This window comes from Bacillota bacterium (genome assembly GCA_040754315.1).
Taxonomy (GTDB): domain Bacteria; phylum Bacillota; class Sulfobacillia; order DUSP01; family JBFMCS01; genus JBFMCS01.
In genome coordinates, this window is record JBFMCS010000016.1 from 1 (window position 1) to 23,524 (window position 23,524).

Annotated in this window: 22 protein-coding genes and 2 pseudogenes; 5 read left to right on the plus strand and 19 right to left on the minus strand. The window is 58.2% G+C overall.

Annotation, left to right across the window (positions count from 1 at the left end):
* Both AB1576_03550 and AB1576_03555 read left to right on the plus strand, forming a co-directional pair.
* Positions 1–350 (plus strand): transposase (locus tag AB1576_03550; protein MEW6080851.1); only part of this gene is annotated, 350 nt, incomplete at its 5' end.
* Between the two features lie 78 nt (positions 351–428).
* Positions 429–974 (plus strand): annotated as a pseudogene (locus AB1576_03555) (permease).
* 250 nt (positions 975–1,224) lie between these two features.
* Here AB1576_03555 and AB1576_03560 read toward each other — a convergent pair.
* The 17 genes and pseudogenes from AB1576_03560 to AB1576_03640 all read right to left on the minus strand — a co-directional run bounded on the left by AB1576_03560 (position 1,225) and on the right by AB1576_03640 (position 18,984).
* Entirely contained in the window at positions 1,225–2,898 is a 1,674-nt protein-coding gene (locus tag AB1576_03560) for an L-lactate permease (protein MEW6080852.1), read from the minus strand.
* Between the two features lie 404 nt (positions 2,899–3,302).
* Positions 3,303–4,226 (minus strand): glycyl-radical enzyme activating protein, encoded by a 924-nt coding sequence (locus AB1576_03565; protein MEW6080853.1) that lies wholly within the window; start codon positions 4,224–4,226, stop codon positions 3,303–3,305.
* A 92-nt stretch (positions 4,227–4,318) separates the two neighbouring features.
* Entirely contained in the window at positions 4,319–6,772 is a 2,454-nt protein-coding gene (locus AB1576_03570; protein MEW6080854.1) for a glycyl radical protein, read from the minus strand.
* A 170-nt stretch (positions 6,773–6,942) separates the two neighbouring features.
* Positions 6,943–7,782 (minus strand): MIP/aquaporin family protein, encoded by an 840-nt coding sequence (locus AB1576_03575; GenBank protein ID MEW6080855.1) that lies wholly within the window; start codon positions 7,780–7,782, stop codon positions 6,943–6,945.
* A 30-nt stretch (positions 7,783–7,812) separates the two neighbouring features.
* On the minus strand, positions 7,813–8,931 hold the full coding sequence (locus AB1576_03580) for a glycerol dehydrogenase (GenBank protein ID MEW6080856.1): 1,119 nt from the start codon (positions 8,929–8,931) through the stop codon (positions 7,813–7,815).
* An 18-nt stretch (positions 8,932–8,949) separates the two neighbouring features.
* On the minus strand, positions 8,950–9,390 hold the full coding sequence (locus AB1576_03585) for a heme-binding protein (GenBank protein ID MEW6080857.1): 441 nt from the start codon (positions 9,388–9,390) through the stop codon (positions 8,950–8,952).
* Positions 9,391–9,427: 37 nt separating this feature from the next.
* A complete protein-coding gene (locus tag AB1576_03590) occupies positions 9,428–9,703 on the minus strand; it encodes a MoaD/ThiS family protein (protein MEW6080858.1) in 276 nt (91 codons plus the stop codon).
* On the minus strand, positions 9,700–11,448 hold the full coding sequence (locus AB1576_03595; GenBank protein MEW6080859.1) for an aldehyde ferredoxin oxidoreductase C-terminal domain-containing protein: 1,749 nt from the start codon (positions 11,446–11,448) through the stop codon (positions 9,700–9,702). Before AB1576_03595 ends, AB1576_03590 begins: the two co-directional genes overlap by 4 nt.
* 83 nt (positions 11,449–11,531) lie before the next feature.
* Entirely contained in the window at positions 11,532–12,710 is a 1,179-nt protein-coding gene (locus AB1576_03600; protein MEW6080860.1) for an iron-containing alcohol dehydrogenase, read from the minus strand.
* 284 nt (positions 12,711–12,994) lie between these two features.
* Positions 12,995–14,725, minus strand: a complete 1,731-nt coding sequence (locus AB1576_03605) for a sigma 54-interacting transcriptional regulator (protein MEW6080861.1) — start codon at positions 14,723–14,725, stop codon at positions 12,995–12,997.
* Between the two features lie 522 nt (positions 14,726–15,247).
* On the minus strand, positions 15,248–15,550 hold the full coding sequence (locus tag AB1576_03610) for a transposase (GenBank protein MEW6080862.1): 303 nt from the start codon (positions 15,548–15,550) through the stop codon (positions 15,248–15,250).
* Between the two features lie 27 nt (positions 15,551–15,577).
* Positions 15,578–15,928 carry a transposase gene (locus AB1576_03615; protein MEW6080863.1) on the minus strand — a complete coding sequence of 117 codons (351 nt, stop codon included), beginning with the start codon at positions 15,926–15,928 and terminating at the stop codon, positions 15,578–15,580.
* A 7-nt stretch (positions 15,929–15,935) separates the two neighbouring features.
* Positions 15,936–16,139, minus strand: a pseudogene (gene tnpA / locus AB1576_03620) (IS200/IS605 family transposase).
* Between the two features lie 187 nt (positions 16,140–16,326).
* Positions 16,327–17,610: a radical SAM protein gene (locus tag AB1576_03625; GenBank protein ID MEW6080864.1), complete on the minus strand. Its 1,284-nt coding sequence runs from the start codon at positions 17,608–17,610 to the stop codon at positions 16,327–16,329.
* A 111-nt stretch (positions 17,611–17,721) separates the two neighbouring features.
* Positions 17,722–17,928, minus strand: coding sequence for a glutaredoxin family protein (locus tag AB1576_03630; GenBank protein ID MEW6080865.1), 207 nt, complete (start codon positions 17,926–17,928; stop codon positions 17,722–17,724).
* Between the two features lie 505 nt (positions 17,929–18,433).
* On the minus strand, positions 18,434–18,634 hold the full coding sequence (locus AB1576_03635; protein ID MEW6080866.1) for an SPASM domain-containing protein: 201 nt from the start codon (positions 18,632–18,634) through the stop codon (positions 18,434–18,436).
* Between the two features lie 200 nt (positions 18,635–18,834).
* Complete coding sequence (locus AB1576_03640) at positions 18,835–18,984, minus strand: hypothetical protein (protein ID MEW6080867.1); 150 nt, start codon at positions 18,982–18,984, stop codon at positions 18,835–18,837.
* A 270-nt stretch (positions 18,985–19,254) separates the two neighbouring features.
* On the opposite strand from AB1576_03640, the gene AB1576_03645 reads away from it, so the two are divergent.
* Positions 19,255–19,683, plus strand: a complete 429-nt coding sequence (locus AB1576_03645) for an aminotransferase class V-fold PLP-dependent enzyme (protein ID MEW6080868.1) — start codon at positions 19,255–19,257, stop codon at positions 19,681–19,683.
* Here the strand turns inward: AB1576_03645 and AB1576_03650 are convergent.
* Both AB1576_03650 and AB1576_03655 read right to left on the minus strand, forming a co-directional pair.
* A complete protein-coding gene (locus tag AB1576_03650) occupies positions 19,680–20,657 on the minus strand; it encodes a 4Fe-4S binding protein (protein MEW6080869.1) in 978 nt (325 codons plus the stop codon). The two genes, AB1576_03645 and AB1576_03650, sit on opposite strands and share 4 nt — an antisense overlap.
* A gap of 331 nt (positions 20,658–20,988) precedes the next feature.
* The gene (locus AB1576_03655) at positions 20,989–21,141 is read right to left on the minus strand and encodes a hypothetical protein (protein MEW6080870.1); all 153 of its coding nucleotides are present in this window, start codon (positions 21,139–21,141) and stop codon (positions 20,989–20,991) included.
* 133 nt (positions 21,142–21,274) lie between these two features.
* Here AB1576_03655 and AB1576_03660 point away from each other — a divergent pair, with 133 nt between their 5' ends.
* Positions 21,275–22,558: an MFS transporter gene (locus AB1576_03660; protein MEW6080871.1), complete on the plus strand. Its 1,284-nt coding sequence runs from the start codon at positions 21,275–21,277 to the stop codon at positions 22,556–22,558.
* 153 nt (positions 22,559–22,711) lie between these two features.
* On the plus strand, positions 22,712–23,503 hold the full coding sequence (locus AB1576_03665; protein ID MEW6080872.1) for an IclR family transcriptional regulator: 792 nt from the start codon (positions 22,712–22,714) through the stop codon (positions 23,501–23,503).
* The last annotated feature ends 21 nt before the right edge of the window (positions 23,504–23,524 follow it).

The window sequence follows — 23,524 nt, forward strand, 5'->3', positions numbered from 1 at the left end:
TTGGCGAGATTCATAGGCAGCTACGATACAAGAGCGAGTGGTACGGCGGCGTCTTGGTGAAAGTTGACCGGTTCTTTCCGTCAAGTAGCCTGTGTCTTAAGTGTGGGACTATTAAGGATGACTTGACGCTGAATAACCGAACATTTGTTTGTGAGTGCGGTTACACCGCAGGCAGAGATTGGAATGCTGCCTTTAACATTGAGGCGGAAGCGTTAAGAATCCATACTGGCCGGAGTGGGTTCACGGACAGTCTAAACGGGCGTGGACAGGATGTAAGACTTTTCGGAGCAATCCTGGATGAAGCGTCAAAATTGGCCGAAGAGAGGCGGCCTTCCAAACTTGCGATTTAGGTAGGTTTGGTAAACCAGGTGCAGCGGTGTAAGCAAGCGGCAGATGTCCCCGTTGAGGAGGAACAGCACAAGCCTTCGCAAAACCTCCTCTACTTCGCCACCCTGGTGGCCATCCTGGTGTTTGCTGCCTGGGGAAGACCTCAGTACCCAGCCAGCTTCTGGAGCGCCGTCTATTCTGTGAAGTGGTACATCACTACCGGGTTTCTCGCCCTGCTGGCTTACATGCTGCTACGGTGGTTCGAAGCCGCGGAGAGGGCTTCATGGATTGAGATCACGTGGGGTTTCGCCAAGCAGATCCTTCCCCTGCTCTTCGCGAGGGCGCTGGTCGCTGGCGCCTCGATGGGGAGGCCAGGCACTGATGCTGGCCTGATACCTTCACGCTACGTGTCATCCATCGTAGGTGGGAACTCCCTGGTGTCTAACCTGGCTGCCTCGGTAGCGGGGGCCTTCATGTACTTTGCCACCCTGACGGGGGTTCCCACCCTCCAGGGCTTGCTTGGTTCGGGAATAGGGCAGGGGCCTGCCCTGGCGCTGCTCCTGGCTGGGCCCGCCCTGAGTCTGCCCAATATGCTGGTGATACGTAGCATCATCGGCACTCAGAAGACATCTGTGTTCGTAGCCCTAGCCTGGATTTCCACGGCCCGGAGTTCAACTAACATTTTCCATATACTGTGGGGCTTAACAGGACGCCCAGAGAGGGCGCGGGCTCGGGTTGCCCAAGTAGGCGCCGGGACCGGCGGCGGAGGGTGATGAAGCGGACGCCCAGTTGGTTGAGCCGGTTGAGGTTGGCGTAGGTGGGGAGAGCCAGATCAACGTCCAGGTTGAGGAGAAGGTCCAGCGAATCGGTACGGTAGTTTCGCCCCTGTACTAGATGTCAAAAAGGCCCGGGGCTGAGGATCAACCCTGCCACACCCACGTACGTCAGGTAGAGTGCGGTCACCCACCAGACGGTGCGCAGGACCCGGCCTTCCTGGCCCAGGAGTCCCACAACAGCACAGGCGGCAATGATGTTGTGGGGCGCCACGATGTTGCCCACCGCACCGCCCAGGGTTTGCTGGGCCAGGGTTCCGGTCAAGGAGAGCCCTAACCTGCTGGCGACACCATACTGGAACCTGGTAAACAGGATGTTGGATACCGTGTTGCTCCCGGACACGTATGATCCCAGGGCTCCCACCCAGGGCGCCAGGAGGGGATAGGTCTGCCCGCTGAGACGGGCGACCCCATCGGACATGGACAGGAGCATGCTGTCAAGCCCCTGGGGGTTTTGGCCAGAGTGAAGCATCACCTGGACCATGGCCACCGCCGGGACGAGCGCTATCGTAGCCTCCCTCATCTGCCCGGAGGTCATCTGCAGGGCCTCCCTTGCCTTGCTGGGTCCTACCCCGAGAATGGCCCAGGAGATCACGGCCACTGCGGCAAATGGGAACACCCCAGGGCTATACAGCCAGTTCCATGTCCACACCAGGTCAGTGCCAAGGATGCCGGGCCATCTGAGGGTGGGGGCGAGAGCCACCTCCCTCAGGCCAAGGGCGGGGAACCTGGTGACCAGAAGGCCAGCGATCGTCAGGAGATATGGTGTCCAAGCCTTTGCGAGTGGCATTCCAGCAGAGGGAAGGGATGGATCGATGCTGCCCCCCCAGCTCCTGTCCCACTCCTTGCGGGGAGGGAAGTCCCATGGCTGGCCTGGCATGAGCCATCCCTGGCGGGAGAGCAGTGTGAGCAAGGCCATGACAGAGAGACCTGACAGGATCCCCGGGAGCTCCGGACCCAGGAAGCGTGCGGTGAGGTTCTGCGTAATTGCCATTGCCAGGCCGGAGGCCAGGAGGATGGGCCATATCTCCAGCGCGCGCCGCCAGGGGCGGCGCCTAGAGAACACGGATGTCAGGGTCAGCGTGATGGCAATGGGGACCAGAAGGACGTTTGCTGGGAAGTAGAGGTCGGCCACGGCTATGGTAAGGCGACCGTAGAGCCAGGTGGTCCAGTCCAGCCCCGCGGCGAAAAGGGCGCTGCGGACCTCTGCCGTGTCCAGGGTGGCCCCGATCCCGGCTATGATGGGCGTTCCTACCGCGCCGTAGGAGACGGTGGCGGCGTGACCCAGGAGCGAGACAACCACTGCCGCCAGGGGAGGGTGCCCCAGTCCCACCAGGAGTGGGGCTGCCAGGGCTGCTGGTGTGCCAAACCCGGAGGTTCCCTCGATCATCACCGCAAACCCAAAACCGATGAGAAGGGCCTGCACCCTCCTGTCTGGGGTTACCCTGGAAAAGCCCGAGGCGATGGTGGCCATGGCGCCAGATACCCTCAGGGTGTTGAGTAAGAGGATAGCCCCGGCCACTATGGCCAGGATCGTGAAGGAGACCAGGGCACCGTTGACGGTGGCCGCCAGGATCCACCGGGGCGGCATGCCCCAGGCTCCTCCGGCCAGGGCCACGGCGAGCAGGTAGGCTGGAGGCATGGCTCGCCTGGCTGGCCAGAGAAGGCCTGCCATGAGGGCAATGGTGAGCATTATGGGAAGAAAACCAAGGGCCGCTCTCACGCCAAGGACATCCATGAGGGAATCGTTCCTCCCCGCAGGGCAATCCATGAGTGGTTCGAGGGGATAACCGCTTTTCCTGCCAGGCTCGGATGGACCTCCCGGCCCGGGACCTGTGGCCCGTCTAGCAGGATACCGCCAACCACGGGCGCAATCCTCATGCAGTGACATTTGGGACAGGGTTGGAGCGGGAAGGCCATAGGGATGAATAAGTGGGAAAGCCCGGGAGGCGAGGCAGTGATAACCGCCAGGTATGTAATGAATGCACCTTCACTGGGCTGGGTCACCTTTGGGTCTTTGCGAGTTGAGTGAGCGAACGAACAAGAATGGCTAGAGTTGGGTCTTCCTTATCCAACAATCGGGCCGCTGAGGCCCTCACCTCTCCCGGAATCCCTAGAAGGCCGCCATTTCTGTCCCGTGTTCTAGCTGCCTAGTGTGTACCGGAGCCCTTGACTCGCAAAAACCGTGGCTACTCTGTCATAGTAGCGCCATTGGCTCCTGCTCACAGGTAAGACCATACTGACATCGCAGTGTCTTGCCAGTTGCTGGTATTTGGGTAGGCCCAGGCGATGGTATGGCAGCAGACCCACGGTTTTCACCGAATGAAGGTTGCGAGCAATAAAAGAGGCAGTCCTGGAGAGGTTATCATGGTCATCGTTAATCCCGGGGATCAATGGGACCCGTGGCTTGATAGGAACCCCCATCTTTTCCAGCTTAATGATGTTTTCCAAGATCACCTCGTTACCCACACCTGTATACTCTAGGTGCATCTCAGGGTCCATGTGCTTGATATCATAGAGAAACATGTCGGCATGCTCGGCCAGTGCCTTAATCTTTTCCCACGGGGAATAGCCGGTGGTTTCCACAACTACACTGATGCCCTTGGACCTAAAGTATGCGGATAGCGCGAGGCTGAAGTCGAACTGGTAGAGGGGTTCCCCTCCAGAGAGCGTAACGCCTCCCCCAGACCTACGGTAGAAGGCCCTGTCCTGGATCGCGTAGTCGTAGACATCCTCCACTGGCATCTCTTGACGAGTGCTCTTAAGCGCTCCAGGGTGACACACCCGGGTGCACTTGCCACACTGGATACATGCCTGTCTGGAGAGGGTGATGCCCCTCCCCTGTGGCAAGAGGGCACCAGCCTCACAGGCTCCCAAACAAAGACCACACCTGTCTACCCCCAGGCAGAGATCAGGGTAGTGCATTATTTCGTCATCGATAGCCTGGGACTCGGGATTGCAGCACCATACACAGCGCAGCGGGCAACCCTTCAGGAAGATGAGCGTGCGTATCCCAGGACCGTCGTGTACCGAGTACTTCTGGAGGTCAAAAACGTAGCCTCTCACAGTGTTACCTCTTGGAAGGCTTCGGCAATCCATAAGCGGCTCCCGTCCCTATCGTTCGAATCTGAGCATAGGTGAGGGGCTAGGCCCCTCACCTATGATGCTAGAAACTCTGTTCTCTCAATGATGTCGTTTTGCAGAACCGGGCCGAGTCTCACAAAGTATGCACTGTACCCTGCCACCCTGACCACGAGGTTGGCATACTTTCCAGGGTTCTTCTGGGCATCGCGTAACACATCTGCGCTCACGACATTCACTTGATTATGAAGCCCGCCAAATTCGAAGTAAACCCTCATCGCGTTCATGAAGTTGCGATTGCCTTCTATGCCCTCAAGCGCGCTGGGGTGGAATTTCTGGTTTAACAGTGTTCCGTTAGAGGCTATGACGTGGTCAACCTTGGCCACGGACTTCAGCACGGCAGTGGGCCCGTTCACATCCCTGCCGTGCACGGGGGATATACCATCGGCCAAAGGTATTCCTGCCTCACGGCCATCTGGAGTCGCCCAGGTGGACTCACCAAAGGGCACGTTGGCAGATACCGGGTACAGGCCTGGCTGGAATATTCCGTTCCTCGCGTTGGGCTTCTTTTCCACGCACTTGCAGTAGGCCAGTGCGGCATGATGGGCCAGTTCATCCACGTAGTCATCATCATTGCCAAAATGCGGTCCCTGAGACAGCCTGCTCTGGACGACCTCGCACCCCTTCCAGTTTCGGAGGAGGGCATTGTACACATCCTCCCGGGACAGCACCCCCGCAGTGAACACATACTTCTTCAGGGCAGCCAAGGAGTCCGCCACATTGGCGATGGCTATCCCTTGAGGTCCGGTGAAGTTGTACTTGGCTCCCCCTCGAGAGGCATCCAGACCCTTTTCGAGGCAAGGATCGATTAGGATGGAGGCGAATGGCACCGGGGCCATTTCCTGATGCGTTCTGTCTATGATGTTGTTAGCCAGGATGATCAGATCAACGAAGTATTTGACCTGTTTATCGTAGGCCTTTAGAACCTCGTCAAACGTTCCCATTCCCAGAAGCGTGCCTGTGGGAAGGCCCACGCGCCCCAGGTTCCTGTCATATGATGGATCCATCGGGTACCCGTCATTGAGGGCCAGCTCAAGGCACTTGGCCAGGTTAAAAAAGCCTGAGTCATGCCAGCCGTAGGTCTTTCCGGGTACATGCGGTTCGACGCATCCCACGATGCTATAGTTCCTGGCATCCTCCAGTTCGACGCCCCGGTTTAAAAGGGCAGGGATTATTACCTCATCGTTATAGAGGGCTGGCATGCCAAGCCCGACCTTTATCACTTCAATCGCCTTTTCCCACAATTCCTCCGGGGACTTGTTGCTGAACCTCACAGACATGGCGGGCTCACACATCTTGGTCCTAGCCGTGGAGTTAAGGATGATGTAAGAGAGGTCGTTCGTGGCATCTTTACCTTCGGGTGTGACACCCCCCGCCTGCACGTTCTGCGACTTGCAGGCACCGGAAAACGCCCGGGTTACTTCCTTGCACTTGATCTTCTCCGTCTCCCCCAGTTTCACCCATAGGCTGTCGATGATTTCTTGCGCCTCGCGTTTGGTTAAATTGCCGCTGGCGGTGTCTTTTTCATAGAAGGGGAACATGTACTGGTCCAGACGACCCGGAGATATCGAGTGTCCGTTTGACTCTATCTGGACGATAACCTGCACGAACCAGAAGGCTTGGCATGCCTCCCAAAGGTCACGCGCCGGGTACATGGGAACTCTTCTTGAGTTGCCGGCGATCCTCAGGAGTTCCCTCTTCCTCTGGGCATCGCTTTCCTTCTCGGCCATGTCCTCGGCCATCTGGGCATACCTGGAGGCGTAAACCTCGGCTCCGTCCACGACTATTGTTACGGCTGAATAGAACGCCTTTTTGTCAGCGTAATCGGGGTCGGTCGGATCCAGGGCGCTCATCCTAGTCCTAGCTTCGTCTCTGACGCAAGCAAGACCATGGTTGATAGCCTTTTCGTACCCCATTGTGTAGTGCCCGATACCACCTGTGAGGTAGTTGCCTACGGAAAACACGCTGGCATCGAGCGCTTTCTTGAGGGCTTCCGGAAACAGCCCCTCCGCCCGGTCGCACAGGGTGCTGCCCACCCAGTAGTCTGCTATGCCCCTCAGCTTCTCCTTGGTATCCTCAGGTATCACGTACGGCTCCAGATCGCGCTCCTCAAATGGGTGGTTCTCCATCTCGTTAATGACCCACCTGTAGGAGAATTCAGGGAAGATCATGGAAGCCAATGGCTTGAAGGCAAGGTTCCCCACGATCAGCTCGTTCCTCTTGATGTATATGGTCTTCCTTTCAAGCACGTTGCGGAGGAACTTGGCCCTCCTGATGTAGATGTGCTCTCCCTCGTTTTCCTTATAGGATTGGGTAATGATCACGGCTCTCTCGGGGTCGACCTCACTGCTGTAGGACAACACCTCCTCCACATCCGCCTTGATCCTCATACTGGGATTGAAGTCATGCTCAAGAGGGTCATACGATTTGTCCCAGCCAGGAACCAAGCACAGCCTCTCTGCAGAAGTCACCGGCAGAAACCCCCTCCCTGGCGAATTTGCCTTATTTGCGCACAAGCCTAATCACAAAGAGTACCTGGCACACAGCACGCTCTTGGCCTCAAAGTCCATGCCGTCCACGACGGGCAGGTACGTAGGATGCCCGGGATGAACCTCCTACGTACCTGCCCTGCCGATATCACCTAGGCCTCCGCAGACTCCCTAACAGTACCCGGAAGGAATCTCCGATGAACCATATCGTACACGAAGCCAGCAATGAGCCCACCTATTACCGGACCAAGGAGGAATAGCCAGAACTCACCTCTCGGTCCTGGTATGGAGATGGAGCCCCAGCCCGCCAGGTATGCAAAGAGCCTAGGACCGAAATCCCTGGCGGGATTGATCGGTGTCATGGTGAGGGGCGCCTCCACCGCTATTAACACAGCGATGAGCAAGCCAAGCACCAGTGCCCCGGTATTTCCCTTGGGCGCCGCCGGGTTCTTGTCGTCAAAGATGGCGAATACGAAGTATACTAGCAGGAAAGCAGTAAAGATCTCTGCCAGGAACGCTGTACTGATGGGTACCAGCGCCCAGGCTTCAGGTCCAGTGCCCGCGATGGCTGGGTTGGGCGCGAAGCCGTGGAAGGGCATGGCACTGAGCTGGCTGCCCAGCTGACCCCGCACAATGTTGTTAACCTTCTCGAAATGGATCCAATATCCCTTGTATGCGCCGTAGTAGGTGGCGGCCGCCGCGAACCCCCCTGCCACTTGCGAGATAACGTAAGGGATTATCCGGCTCTTTGGGAAACCCCTGTAGGCGGAGAGGGCGATCGTGACCGCGGGGTTCAGATGCGCCCCAGATACGCCTGCCACGGCATATATGGCCATGGTTACGCCAAGACCGAAGACAATGGACACATCCCACAGCCCGCCGGCGAAGGCCCCCACTATCACCCCGACTAGCACGGCCCCATTGCCGAACAGCACCAGCAGATAGGTTCCTATGAACTCATTGAGGTACTTTGCACCCCAGTTCTCTCGCATCGTAAGATTCCCTCCCCATCTGTTCTCGGGCTACGCTATAGGTTGTCCGGCATGTACCCTTACTCCCATGTCATTGGCGGCAATGCAGGCATCATACACCATCGGGCTGGTAATGGGGAACGCATGGTTGTGCATGATCTTGCCGGGCAGGCTTGAGGCCTCCACAGCCTCCATCAACCTCTTGGGCCCTACATCGCCAATACCCAACTCACCCAGGGTTATGGGTAGGCCCACTTTCTTATTGAACTGGTAAACCTGATCCAGCGTTTCCTTGGGGCGCTCCTCAAGGACAAGTTGAACTAGGGTCAGGAAGGCAACCTTCTCCCCGTGATAGAAGTCATGGATCTCGTGGAGCAGGGTGAAACCATCCTGCATTGAATGGGCAGCCGCCAAGCCCCCGCTCTCAAAGCCTAGGCCACTGAGCAACGTGTTGGCCTCGACCACCTTCTCCAGGGCTGGGGTTACCACATTGCCGTCACAGGCGATCTTGGCCTGCAGGCCATACTCCATCAAGATGTCGAAGCAGAGCCTCGCCAGGGCCACGGCTGTAGCCGTCTGGCGTCCCCCTGTGAGATTGAGGGCACACGACCGCTCGCAGGCATCTGCCTCAAACCAGGTCGCCAAGGCATCTCCCATGCCCGACACCAGGAGTCTTGTGGGGGCCTTCGCAATGATGTCAGTGTCCACCAAGACAAGGTCCGGGTTCCTTGGCGGGAACACGAACCTCACGAACTCCCCGTTTTCGTTGTAGACCACAGACAGGCGGCTGCATGGAGCATCGGTTGATGCGGATGTGGGCACGATCACCGTCGGAACCCCCAGGTTCATGGCCACTATCTTCGCGCAGTCGATGGTCTTCCCGCCACCGCTGCCGATCACTAGGTTGCACTGCTCACGCATCCCCACATCCGTTAGTCGCTCAACCTCCTGGTCACTGCACTCGCCGCGGAATACCTCTTCGACCTGCGATATCTTCTTTCCAGCGAGACTCTCCTCCCGGCCCTCCCTTGTTACAGCCAAGCCTGTTCTGCCTCCAGTTACCAGTGCCCTGTCACCCAGAAGCGCCACGTGCTCGCCGATCTCGTTGATGGCGGCACGCCCCTGCACATACCTGCTGGGTGAAATGAGTATCTGGGTGAACTGACCCATTTCGCTGCCTCCTCCCGATCATGTGGTGGTTTTCTCATGCCTGGATGCGCCCGCTTCATACGCCTTGACCCCTGCTTCCGCTACAGTTACATCCTGATCCACCCTTCCACCGCTCACCCCGATCGACCCTGAGAGTTCACCCCCTTTGAACAGCGGAATTCCTCCCCCGAATACCACTGAGCGCCCACCATTGCATACATGGAGTCCAAAAAGAGCCTGACCAGGCTGGGCCTTCTCGGCCAGCTGTGCCGTGGACACCCGGTACGCCGCAGCAGTGAAGGCTTTGTTTATGGCAATGTCCACGCTCCCCCATATCGCCCCATCCATGCGTTTGAGCAGGACAAGGTGTCCACCCGAATCCACCAGCGCGATGACCATGGGTACTCCCACGGCTTGAGCCTCGTGAATGGCTGCCTTCACAGCCCTCTCAGCGTCCTTTAGCGTGATGTCGTGACTCACGCCTCAGATTCACCTCCGACTAGGTAATGATGTGCGTCTACCCTCCCGCTATCGGTGGAAGGAACGCAACCCTGTCGCCTTCAGAGAGCCTCAAGTCCAAGTCTGTGCAGTGAACCCCGTTGACGATGGCAGCGAAGAAGTGCTTCGGGGACAATCCCAGCCCGTTCATGAGGTCCCGCAATACATTTCCCTCTTCCAGGACAACCTCGAGACTTGTGTCGCCAGGATCTCTTCCTTCAGCCTGCAACTGCCTGCACACCAGTTCATGCAACTTGACATTAACGTGAATCTCAACGACGTCCTTCTTGCTCATGTGGCCCCACCTGGCATGTACACTGAGTCCAGCTCATTATCAGGGACGTCAAAGACGTGATTATGGGGAGGCAGCTTCTCTTCATACAGGAACTCAGGAAGCCGGTCGTGAGCATTGGTGAACCCTGCCTCAGCGTTGAACTGCCTCTCCAGGGATAGCACCCTCCTACCGTAGTCAAGAACGTCCTTTAGTGTCCAATCAACCCCGTGAGTCGCGTTAACCATGTGGATAATGGAGTTGGCGGCCTCCTCATTATCTGCAGTGGCGAATGTGACAAAAAGACACAAGCCTGTGCTGTCGATGAATGCTGTATATACCTGGGCATCCTTGGAAGCCTCCGCTTTCCCCACTGGGCTGAGAGGGTCGAGGTTGCCCCCCACCTTGAAGACCTCAGGGGAGACCGTATATCCAAAGGTATGGTCAGCACCCATGGTTCCTGTGGCGAAGGTGACCCCGATGCCCTTGATAGCCCTGGGATCATAGGCCGCTAATCCCTGGTTCTTAACGGCAGGCACCCGTGTGACACCGTAGACCTTGCCCGCCACTGCGCAGCCCGCCCCTATGAGCCTGCCCATGGGAGTTCCCTTGGCAACCTCCTGGAGGAGGCGGATGGTCCCTTGACCGTCTCCGAATTCCAGTACTCCAGCGTCCATCAGAACACCCAGGGTGCACCCGGTCTCGATGGTGTCCAGGCCCACATCATTGCAGATCCTGTTGAGCATTGCCACGTGGTCCAGGTTATCGATGCCCAGGTTTGGTCCCAACGCCCAGTCTGTCTCATATTCCAGGGGGGAGACCAGAACATTGCCGCACTCGTCAGGGTAGATGTTGGAGCACCGGATGATGCAGCCGGGATGACAGGGGTGCCCCATCTTACCCTTGCCCCCCCGTTGCTCGACCACCTTGGCCATATGCCAGCCTGATACCTTGGAGGCACCCTCAAACCTGCCCTCTCGGAAGCTCCTCGTGGGGAGTCCGCCCACCTCGTTGATGGGATCGATGGTACCCGCAGTGCCGGCCATGGGAAGGGCCTGCGTGGTCACGGGGTGACTGAGAAGTGCTTTGGTGAACACCTTCACCGCACTGTCAAAGCCCTGGCGGTTCTTCGGTTTTACCGTTTCTGAGTCTCCCTCGTCGATTACTATGGCCTTTATACCCTTGCTTCCCAGCACAGCCCCTAGCCCGCCGCGGGCCGCATACCGGCTGGGCTCTCCCTCGTTGTCATTGTTGGCCACCCCGGCGGCAAGCATCCTCATCTCACCGGCTGGTCCGATGGAGACCAGGCCCACGCTTTTCCCGTACCTGTCACGCAGTATCTGGCTGAGCTCATAGGTTCCAAGGTGCCTGAGTTCCTTGGCGGGCACCAGTTCAGCCCTCCCATTACCTACCAGGAGAATGCTGGTTTTATCTCCATCCGGCATCCCCTCGATGATAACGGCCTTGATGCCCAACCTCGCCACCTTCTGGGAGGTGATCCCTCCTCCATTGGCCTCCTTGATGGTGCCTGTCAGGGGGCTCTTGCCACCCACCGAGACTCTCCCTGAGCATGGAGCCTTTGTCCCAGAGAGCAATCCTGGTGCAATCACTATCCTGTTGTGTCTTCGCAGCGGATGACACGCCGGTGGCACTTCGTCCCTGACCAAAGATGAGGTCAAGGCACGTCCACCCAAGAGGGAGTACTTCTCGGGAACGTCTAGGAATCTCACCCTTTCGGAACCCACATCCACCCTAAGCAGTCTCGACATGGCCATCCTCCTCGTGAGAAGAGTTTCGTCTAATCTTGTCGAGGATTCCCCCTATTTCCACTTGATCCCTACTTCGGGCAGGTTCACACTGCAAAGACCGGGGGCACGAAGCCGGAAAAAGCCTGCACGTAAAGGGCGATGGCCTCTTGATAACCTATCTCCCTCGGATTGTTCCTGAGGAGTCGTTCGATCCTGAGTGCCTCCCCTGCCATATCCGGCAGATCCGCTTCCCTGACGCCTACTTCCTTCAAGGTCTGTGGGATGCCTAGTTCTCTTAGGAGTGTTTCGAGAGCCTGCAACGTACGTTTGGCTCCCATTTCACCAGTCACCATCTCCGGGGCTGCTCCCAGGGCATCGCCGATGTGGCTGGCCCGGTCAACGCACACCTGCATGTTGTAGTTGAAAACTGGCAAGAGCATGAGGGCGTTGGCCACGCCGTGGGGAACCCGGTACCTGGCGCCTAAGGGATAGGCGAAGGCATGTACCGCAGCCACACCAGCGTTGGCGAAGGCCATTCCCGCCAAGAGGCTCCCCTCAGCCATGGCATGCCTGGCCTCCCTGTTCCTACCGTTCTGGAAACAGACCCTCAAGGCATTCCCGATGAGGCTGACGGCTTTGATGGCAAGGGCATCCGTGACGCTGGTGGCATTTATTGACAGGTAGGCCTCCACGGCATGTGTCAGTGCGTCGATCCCGGTATAGGCGGTTACGGGTGCTGGAACTGTGAGCATCAAATCAGGATCAACCACAGCGAGATGAGGGAAGAGCATTGGGCTGGTCATCCCAATCTTGCGATTCTCCAGGCTATCGATGAGTATGGCAATCCCGGTGGCCTCCGATCCCGTACCCGCCGTAGTCGGGATGGCAACGAGGGGAAGACCCTCTTTCAGAGCCAGGTCGGAGCTGGTGTAGTCTCTGACGGAGCCTTCGCTTCGGAAGAACACTGCGGCAACCTTGGCCACGTCAATACAGCTGCCGCCCCCGGCGCCTACCACGATCTCGGTGGAGAAGGCTCTGGCCGTGGCAAGACACGCCTCGGCCACCTCGAGAGTGGGTTCTCCTTCGATCCCGTCGAATACCTCGACTTCGAGGCAATTCTTGGCTAGCTCGTCAATAACCCTGCTAGTCATCCCCGCGCTGAACACCCCGGGATCTGTGACCACAAGGGCCCTCCTGCACTGGAGTTCCCTTATCTCACGAGGCAGTTCTTCGAGAACCCCAGGGCCTATGAGTATCCTCCTGGCGGTTTGAAATGTTGGCACTACTGGTCCCTCCCAGCCGGTTTTCGCAGCCGCATGCAAACGCGAAAGTTGCCTCCTGGCTTCACTATGCCTGAGCAATTGGCGTGCCAGGGACCATGCAACCTTGAATCCCTGCTCAGGGCGGCGGGAGCCTAAACTGGGGAACCAGCAAGCGGTGCGATACCGCACCGCTATAGAGGGGGCATGGCAGGAGAGTCCGGAATGGGCTCACGACCCTGTGGTACGAGACGAATAAGGGGCGGTGCGATTACGCACCACCCTTGGTTAGGAATTGAACCATCACATCATTCGCCCTCGTCAACCGGAGGGTCATAAGCACGCATCTTTCGCAGCAGTGTGGCATGGTGGATGCCCAAGACAGCAGCAGCCTTACGTATGGATCCGTACTCACCTAAGGCCATCTCCAGTAATTGCCTCTCGGTCTGATGGACCGCATCCCTCAGGGAACACAACCCCTTGATTACTACCTTCCTCTCAGGGTCAGAGGATTCATACATGTAGGAGGGCAGGTGGGAGAAGTCGATCAGGTTCTCTATCGTGCTGATCACCAAGTTCTCAATGAGATGGCGCAACTCACGGACGTTTCCAGGCCAATCGTAATGAACGAAACAGTCCATTGCACGCCTGGAGAGTCTCTTGTCCAGCCCGTATTCCTGTGAGTACTTCTTGAGAAAGAACTCAGCCAGCTCAAGTATATCCTCCCGGCGGTTCCTCAATGGGGGAACCGTTAGTCTGACAACGTTGAGCCGGTAGTAGAGGTCCTTGCGAAAGAGCTTTCTGTGCACCATGTCCTGCAGGTTCAGGTTGGTGGTGGCGATCACCCGCACATCGAGCTTCTTGTACTTGATCCCACCAACGCGTAGCACCTCCTTTTCTTGGAGAACCCTCAGGAGCTTCGCCTGGAGGTTCAAAGGCATCTCGCTGACTTCATCCATAAGCATAGTTCCTTCATTTGCCAGCTCCAAGAGGCCCGGCTTGCCATGTGCCTGAGCCCCGGTGAACGCGCCCGGCTCGTAACCGAATAGCTCAGACTCCAGTAGGGCCTCGGGGATGGCGGCGCAATTGACCCTTATGAAGGGACCAGCGGCTCTCGTGCTGTGCTTGTGGATGAAGGCGGCGATGAGTTCCTTTCCTACACCTGACTCCCCTTCAATCAGGACCGTGGTAGGAAAAGGGGCGATGTGAAGTGCGTGTTCCATGAGATCCCTCATGCACTGGCTCCGCCCCATAACCATGTCCACGGTCTCTGAGACAGAAAGGTTGGAGAGCGCCTGTTGATACCCCCGTGTCAGCCCGCTGGTTTCTTTCAACTGTTCTTGCAGGTTATTAAGCTGTGTGATGTCCCGGACATTGGTCACCACCATTGTTATGCTGCCATTCTCATCGAAGACGGGGTTCCCCGTAACCATGAGAATCTTGCCATAACGAGTCTTCTGGAGGATGGTTTCCGTGCTCTTAGACTCCAAAACCTTCAGGGTTACGGACTCTGAGAAATACCTGTCCTTAACGAGAGCTTTCATATCCCTGCCGACAACCTCTTCGGAGCCTATGCCGCTCATTTTCTCATACGCGGAGTTCACTCTGAGGGTCTTTCCCTTGCCGTCTGTGATGTATATGCCGTCATTGGAGTACTCGATTATGGCCTGGAGTTCATTGACCAGATTCTGATAGGCCTCCATTTCCCCCAGGACCTCCTCAATATCGGAAATGTCCTGGAATACGCCTACGGCTCCGATGATCTCTTCTCCCCTGCGAATCGCAGACCGGTTTGATATAATCGTGCGACCGTTTATCACCATTTTTTGATTCGTTTCTGTGGAGCCGGTCTGCAGGATCTCCAGCAGCCGCGTTTCCGGGATAATCTCTGTTATGTGTCTTTTCAGCGCGTGGCTGGCGGGCACCCCAACGATCTTTTCAGCTGCAAGGTTAAAGGCTATAACCTGGCCAGAGGTGTTAATCGCCACGATGGCGTTGTATGTGGAATCAAGGATCGCTAGCAGCAGTTGGTGTTCCATGTTCTACTCCCTGCCTATCTTGGCTGAACACAAAAACCTTCTTCGATGCTGGGCAGCAAGACTCCTCTCACATCATAACCCCTCGAAGTTGAAATAGTTGAAGGTTGGCTTATCCAGTGAAGAAGCCAAGGAGGGTGGCGGAATCAAACCAACCTCTCTGGAAAGGCTCCTTGTTGACATCCTCCCCGGACTGAAGTCCGAGGACTCCCGGAGGCTCACGCCTTCCGGTTCCTGCTTCATCGCCTGTGCCGTTCCCTAAACAAGGGTTTTGGTCTTACCATGGCTCCACAGGCACTTCCCGCGTGTCCCGCGGTGCAGGCTTGTCAGGCCGAAAGGCCGAGGAGACGAAGCCCCTCCGCTTCTATGTTCCACGCTGCATTTGCGCCTTGTATTTCAGTTGCCCCACGAGTTCGCCCCATGCCACATCATGGACGGCCTTTGCCAGTGTGTGGTTCTTTGCCATGTTCTTCACCTTTAACGACTCCACGCATAGCACTTGGTTTTCGCGGATGAGTTGAGTCGTCAACTGGCCCGGTTCTTTGACCCCTTCTGCTTTCTGGCAAGCCTGCGCTGGGCCTTGGCAAGCCGCTGTTCGTCCTTGACTAAGAACCTGGGATTATCCACAGGTTCACCGCGGCTGGGAACAATGGCGTGTTTCAAGCCGCAATCAATACCTACCGTTTGTACGGCGGGAGCAAGAGGCGGGATCTCCTCCTCAACCAGGACGGCGACATGATACCTCCCCGCCCTGTCAAGCGTCACCGTTACCGAGGAAGGGTTGCCATTGAAGCGCCGGCTCCACCGTATCGCTAAAGGCTCATCCATCTTCGCAAGCCACAGGTCATCGCTGTCCTAACGGAAGGCGTTGCTCACGAATGTGGCGGATTGTGCATCCTTTTTACCCTTGAAATGGGGTTTGCCGCCTCTCTTGGCGAAGAAGTTCGCAAATGCTGTCCCCTGGTGACACAAAACCTGCTGGAGTGGTACTGCGGGCACTTCGCTCAACCAGGAGGCCTCCTTCCTCCATTCAGTGAGAAGTCCGGCATCCCGGTTGTATGTGCTACCCTTCCCGGTCTCCTGGTACAGCTGCTCCCGGTTGGCCAGCGCTTTGTTGTAGACCCACCGGACGCACCCGAACGTCTTGGATAACAGGGTGGCTTGCCCGGGAGTGGGATAGAAGGGAAAGCGGTATGCTCGTTGCAGGGCTCATTCAGCCTTTCGCCGTTTGCTCTTCGATGTACCGCTGGATGATTTCGGCGGGTACGTTGCCAGCGGAACCGACAAAGTACGAAGGCGCCCACAGTGTTCCGCGTCCAGTCTTGCGAGCCAAGCTCGGAAACTCTTTCAGCAGAATCCGGCCCGATACACCCTCTAATACCTTCACCAAGTCTGCGGGGCTTATCGTGGGTGGCGCTGAGGCAAAGAGCTAACTGATCCGGCATGACTTCCTGAGCAATGACCTCCCATTCACGCTGAAGAGCCACGCCAAGGAGGATGTCCCTGAGCCTGTCGGCCACCGGACCCACAAGCACCTTTCGCCTGTACTAATCGCCTTCATCCTCGGAATGAATCCCGAGGTTTTCGCCGCGACTTTCTGTAACCTAGCGGAGCTGGGACACGATCCTCCTGAACCCAAGGTTAATGGGGAAGAAGAACTTGAAGTTCCTTCTTAGCCCGGGAAGGAGGCGGGCCAGGATCGACCGGTACGAGTAGAACTCCTTGTAGGCCCAGGCGAAGGCGTCCGAGAGGGACTGCCGGGTCATCCCGGCGGGTTCGAACACTACCTTGGAGATGGTGTACTTGCTCCAGTCCCTCTCCAGTATCCGGCCTTCCCGCTCCATCCTTTCATAGAGGGGGGTCCCGGGAAAGGGCGTGAGGATCCCGAACTGTGCCGCCTCAAGACGGACCGCCTTGGCGAACTCCACGGTCCTTCGAATGACACCGACGTCATCGCGGTCAAACCCGAAGATGAAGGCGCCCTCGATCCCGATGCCGTGATCGTGAATCCTCTGGATTGATTCCTTGAACTCGTCAACCCTGTTCACCAGGCCCTTACCGATGCGTTCCAGGTTCTCGGAGATAAGGGACTCGAAGCCTATGAACAGGCCCCGGCAGCCGCTGCGGGAGGCAAGTCTCAGGAGGTCCGGGTCCTTGGCTATATTCAGGGAGCTCTGCCCTATCCAGGAAAGGCCAAGACCTGAGAGTGCCTTGAACAGGCGCTTAGCATGGGGGGGATTCCCGGCGATGTTGTCGTCCACGAAGAGCACCATCTTCGACCTTATCTGGTCCAGCTCCTCCAGGACATCATCCACGGGTCTCACACGGTAACGCCGGCCGAAGAACCGCGTGACGGCACAGAACTCGCAATCGTGGGGGCATCCCCGGGATGTCTGGACTGTATTGACCGTTAGGTAGCCCTTGGGATTGAAGAGGTCACGGCGGGGCCTCGGCAGTCCCTGGAGGTCAGGAAGGAAAGGGGCCTTGTAGAACCTCTTAAGGGTGCCTTTCTGGAAATCCGCCAGGACCTCGGGCCATACGGGTTCCGCCTCACCTATAACAACTGCATCCGAGTGCAAGGCAGCCTCCTCCGGCACGGCACTGGGATGCATGCCTCCCATGACCACCTTGGCGCCTCGCTTCCTGAAGTCATCGCCCAGCTGGTAGGCACGGGGGGCCACGGCGGTGATGGAGGTAATGGCTACCAGGTCAGCGGTAGCATCCTGCGGCAGGGTGTCCACGGCCTCGTCAATGATCTTCATGTCCCAGTCAGGGGGTGTCATGGCCGCCAGCAGGGCAAGGTTGAGTGGGGGAAACAGGCTCTTTCCCCTTGCCCTCCTGCCGGGTCCGGCCATGGCTGGCGCCAGGAACAGCAGTGTTTTCGCCAAGAGAATCCTCCTTTCGGTGGGAAAGGCCCGTATCCATTTCCACCCTTCGAACGTGTTCTAGGGCGCTTGGCAATCCGGAGGAACCGGGCACACGGCCCGTGCTTAGATACCTCAGCCGGGTCCTCCCAGGTATCCTATGGTAACCTTCTCGCCCTCAACGAGTACCGGGACCCTGTCGGCCCCGTAGACCTCCTTTGCTTCCCTCAGGGCATTCTTGTCCCGGGATACGCTGAACTCCTGGAACTGTACGCCCTTTTCTCGCAGGTCATCCCTGAGCCTGGCACAATGCGGGCAGCCGTCTGTAGTGTATATCTTCACCCCGTCCAAGTGCTGTGCCCCCTTTGGTTCACATCGACGAGGGGCAGGTCATGCCCCCCGGCTTTCATGCCATTTCTCGCATGGATCGCGGCCCAACTGCAAGTATTCGCCACATCAAGAGAACCTATGCCCGGTGAGCCTTCCCAGTGGCCGCCTGTCCTCTAACGTGGCATTTCCTGGCTTACTTAGAGGACTCCTTCTGCACCGGGCGAGCGATACCTTCCTGTGTGTCCACTGTCATGTTCCGTGCACGACCTCGCGGCCTCTCATCCTCACCTAGTCTTGCGGTTTTCCCCGAGTTCTTCCACAGTTGTCCAGACACTTCCTCCCATCCCCTGGTCTTCTCCACCAGCTGCCGGGCAATGCACCCCTGGGATATGTGGCCCGGCCCCTTCGTGGGTGGGCAGGGCCGATGACTCCTGAACCATCTCTTTGAGGGTGCCCGGGTGATCTATGATGGGACTTCTCTTGGGCTTCTTCGCCGATCGCCTGTCTCCATGTCTCTTTAAGGGTGCCCGGGTGATCCTATGATGGGACAGGGCCTGAGCAGGTTATCCCCGAAGGGCTGGCGGTCTTGAAAGGCCCGGAAAAGGGGAGACCTGAGGACCTCCACAAGGCTCTTGCCCTTGATGTTGTCCGTGGCGAAGTGGGCAAACGCGCAGGGCTCCGCATCTCTGTTGGCGTTGATGTGGAAGTACATTGACAATCACAGAGCGAGCGCGCCTCCTTGGCCAGTTGCCTGGTGGTATCAAACGAAAAGGTTGCTAATGGGATACTTGATCGACGTTCAGATTAGATAGAATAGTGCGAACGCCACGCAGGCCCCCGTTACTAACAAGGCGATAGAGCGTCGATGGGTTCCTCTTCCAGGTACCGGGGTCCACAGTAGGCCCTACCCATCGGGGTTCACCTTCCTTGCAGCATCTTCGCAAGCTGGTGCTGTTCCTCGTATTCCAGATCCCATAATCTCCGCAGCGCCTCCATGTCAAGGCTTGTCTCTATGCTCCTCCGCACCTTTTCCCGCAGAACGGGCACCGGTAGCGCGTCGAGTTCCACGGCCAGATCGCCGTAACGCTCCAGGACAGCGCGAATCTGTCTTCTTCGTGAAGTCGGGGGGCAGACCGTGATCTATGACATCCTGGTAGGTAAGGACCAACCTTTCTCTATTCTAGGCTGGCGCCCGGACACATATATCGGTTCCCGGCTCACAGGGCACTCCTGGGTCCACAGGAGACCGGGGGCCTCGTCGTCAAGGATAGCCTGGAACTGGCATCTCTGAAGGAGGGGGGCACAGGCAGTTAGTCCCTCCTGGACCAGCCTGACACCATGCCTGAACGCTTTGAGGCCGGTACGCTGAACGCCCCCGGGATCGCAGGGCTGGGGGCTGGCGTGGACTTCATCCTCGAGCGCGGCATAGCCAGGATAAGGGAAAACGAAAGGGACCCCACCCGCTACGCGCTGGAGGACCTGGAAGGGGTTCCCGGGATTACCATCTATGGACCCAGGAGCCCGGACATGCAGGTAAGGGTCATTTCCCTGAACCTCCCCGGGGTACGCCCCCAGGAGGTGGCCTCCATCCTGGATGAGGCCCACTCTATCATGGTCAGGGCCGGGCTCCACTGTGTTCCCATGGCTCACCGCACCACCGGCACCGGAGGCCACGGCTTTCTCCGGGTGGGATTAGGCTGCTTCAACACTGCCTCCGGCGCGGACCAGCTGGCCGGGGCGCTCAAGGAGACCACTCGGCAGTCCTAGACCGCTTTGGCCTCAGGCAATGGCACCATGGCTATGGCCCCTCGAGGGCAAGTGCGAGCACACAGGCCGCACCCCCAGCACATCTCCGCATTGAACACCACGCCCTTCTCCGAGCCCGTCCCTGTACGCGTGAAGGCCCCGAAGGGGCAACGCCGGGCGCAACGCCCGCAGCGATTACAGGCCTCAGGGTCATGGAAGGCTACGTGGAAAGTGGCCGGGTAGGTACCCCTGGAATTGAGCCTCAGCGCGGTGTTGAAGGGGAAGCAGCAGCATGTATCGCAGTTACATATGAAGATGGGGCCTTCCGTCTTGTAGTTGCTGTTGGCGCAATGAACCAGCCCCTGGTCATCCGCCCACCTTACGAGTTCCTTCGCCCGTTCCTTGTCTATACGGGTTCCAAGGCCCCGGTGCGCCAGGCTGTTGGGCACGGTGCTCATGTGGAGACAGGTTGTGACAGGCTTGTCGCACCGCTGGGATAGGCGGCGGCAGTCACAGTCTACTAGGATGATGTCAGTGGCTTGGTCTATGACGTCCTCCACCTGGTCCAGGAGCATGACTGAATGAAAGAAAGCGGCGGGCGGTTTGGCCTGGGGTTCCTGGAGGTGCCGCTCCATTCGACCCGTGAAGACCGACAGGCTCCACTGGGCCAGTCCATCGCGGACATCCCGGGGCAGGCTATCATAGACCTCGGGCTCGAACAGGCACAGGTTGTCCAGGCGCGAGTAGAAGTCAGACACGCTGAAACGGGCGGTGTCGCCCTCCTCGACGATGTCCAGGAGGGCCCTGGAGTAAGCCCCCCACACTAGGTCATGAGCCTCACTGGCCTCCATACCCATGCGTGATGCGATCTCTTCCTCTCTGAGTCTCTGGCGCCCCACGGTCTCAACCAGGCGGCGTTCCTCGCCTGTGCCTGCCAGCCTGAGGTAGGGCCTGAATATCTCGGGTACCCCTAGGAGCTCCGCAAACTCCTCCATTCCCTCACCTCACCTTCTCCGGGAGGTCTTCGCCCATCCTGCCATGAATCCTGCCCCACGGCTGCTGGAGACTCCTGTAGGGTTTGTCACGGCGGTGAGTGAGAGGATTCCGGTTAATGGGGCAGAATGATAGGCTGGCGGGGGCCAATCTCAGCCGGGAGCATGGCCCGGCTTCTGCTGGTATTAAGGTAAAGGGAGAAGGGCGCCGGGCTGGCGCCCCTGCGGTGCCTTGCGCATGGCGGTAGAGGGTTACCCAGGTATTGCAGCATGTTGAAGGATCCCTCTTGCCAAGCGGGCCTTCGTATCCGAGCATCTCCAGGCCTGCCTGGTCTTACTGTTTTTTGGAAAAGGCAATCAGGTATACATCGCCGGGGTTCTCTCCAGGCATGTGCCCTTTGTTGATGCTCTTTTCCGCCTCCCGCAGCCGGTCCAGTTCCTGTGGATTGAGCTGGGCAAGGGGAATATCCTTCAGGCGGGGTTCCATGATTCTCACCTCCCCTGGAACTTGATGGTTTTAGTATCTCGAGAGTTGACCCTTTCCATGCCGGAAGGTTCGCTCACTGGCGGGTGGGGCTTCCGCTTGACACGAGAAATGGGCGTAATCTGGAGGTAGCTGGATGGCTGGCTGGAAAGATGTTATACCCAAGACAGAGCGAAGGAACTTCTGCCTCTTCACCATTGACGGGACCTTCTTCTATCTCAGCCAGGCCCTTTTTGAGCCCAGCGTGCTTGTGCCAGCCTTCATAAGCCACCTTACCAGTTCTCCGTTCCTCATCGGTCTTGGCACCACCGTTCGGAATGCCGGGTGGTTTCTCCCCCAGGTATTCGTTGCGGGATATGTTGAAACCAGGCCCTTCAGGAGGCCCTTGGTGCTAGCTGGCGGGCTCGTTCACGCCTTGGCCTTGCTTTTCATCATTCCTGCCGTTTTGCTTCTTGAACCCGTGAACAACTGGGCTACCCTGGCGGCGTTTCTCTTCCTGTACTCCTTGAGTTCCGCCGGTGAAGGAGTGGTGGGGGTTCCGTGGATGGATATGGTGGGAAAGTGCATAGGCCCTACCCGGCGAGGCAGGCTCATGGGGTACATGCAGGCCATGGGCGGCCTCAGTGCCTTTGGTGCCGGGGGTGTTGTGGCCTGGGTTCTCAGCCGGGAGTGGCTGGAGTTCCCCTGCAGCTACATGGTTTTGGTGTTCCTCTCATCCATGGCGTTGATGGGGATCGTAGCCTGCATGTACCTTCTGAGGGAGCCTCCAGGGGAGGCACGTTCAGGGCAGCTGCGCCTCCGCCACTACCTGGAGGGCCTGCCTGCCATAGTCCGGGCAAACCCAGGCCTCAAGAGTTTTCTCATTACCAAGGTGCTGGGAAACCTTTACATGCTCTGCGTCCCCTTCTACGTCACCTATGCCAGGAACGAGCTCCTCGTCCCAGACAGCATGATGGGGGCCTTCATTGGGGTGCAGATGCTCGGCAACATGGGTGGAAGCATACTCCTGGGCTACCTGGGCGACACCTTCGGCAACCGCCTGGTGATACTCCTTGCCATGTTTTCCACCATGACTGCCCCCGGCGTTGGCCTCTTCTTGACCCTGGCAGCGGGATCCTTGCCATCTGGTGTGTGCACCGGTCTGCTCCTGGTAGTCTACTTCAGCCTGGGGATGACCTTCTCAGGCATGTGGATGGGATTCCAGAACTACATCCTCGAACTCGTGGAACCGAAGATCAGGCCTACCTGCATAGGTCTGGGTAACTCCCTGGTAGCTCCCGTGAGCTTCACGCCCCTCCTGGGTGGCTACCTGGTAGCCAGCCTGGGGTATTCCTGGCTGTTCGGCCTTACTGCCCTCATGGTGGCAAGCGGGCTGTGCATGAGCCTGAGGCTTCCCGAGCCCAGGGCACGCAAGGCCTAGGCGCAGCATCCTGCCCCTGTTAAACCCCTCTCTTGGCCAACCTGAGGCACCTCTTCCTGATCCCGGAAGGAGAATCACGCCTGGCGTGGAATCTATCCACCATACGGACGAACGTATCCGCATAGCGGACAACCAGGGGAGGAGAGGCGCCTTATGAGCCGGGACGAGCATTCGGGGGTGCAGTCTGTAGAACGGGCATTCGAGTTACTTGAGGCGCTTTCCCATGGCGAGCGGAAGGTTGCGGACGTGGCGGAGAGCATGGGCCTTCCCAGGACTACCGTTTACAGGCTTCTTGGAACCCTGGAACCAAGGGGATACGTGAAGCGAAACCCGCTGACTGGAGCCTATCGACTGGGGTTCCGGCTCTTCGAACTGGGAAACAGGCTGATCCACCAGATTGGCCTTGAGGACGAGGCGACATCACGAATGGAGGAACTCTCCAGGCGGTGCGGCGAGACGGTGAACCTCGCGGTTCTCGATGACTTCCAAGTGCTTTACATAAGAAAGGTGGAGAGCAGGGAGCCCCTGAAGATGGGGCTTCTGGTGGGTACCCGGGTTCCGGCCCACTGCAGCGGGCTAGGCAAAGCCATGCTGGCCTTCTCCGGCCCTGATAGCGTTGAGAGGTACATTAGCGCGGTGAGCCTCACGCGCTACACGCCGAACACGATTACCCAGGCGGGTGCCCTCAAGGAGGAGATGGAGAGGATCCGGCGGGAGGGATACGCTATAGATGATGAGGAGTACTTCCCTGGGATCCGTTGTGTCGCTGCCCCTGTGCTGGACCATGAGGGCAGGGTTCGAGCGGGTCTTTCCATTTCAGGCCCCCTTGTGAGGATGGGCTCCAAACACATGAGGGCCCTTGCCGGAGACATCAGGGAGTGCGCGAAGGGGATCTCATCTGGATTGGGCTACAGGTGCGGAACGGGAACCCCGGAGGACCGATAATCGCGGCTGGGAGGTGGTTTT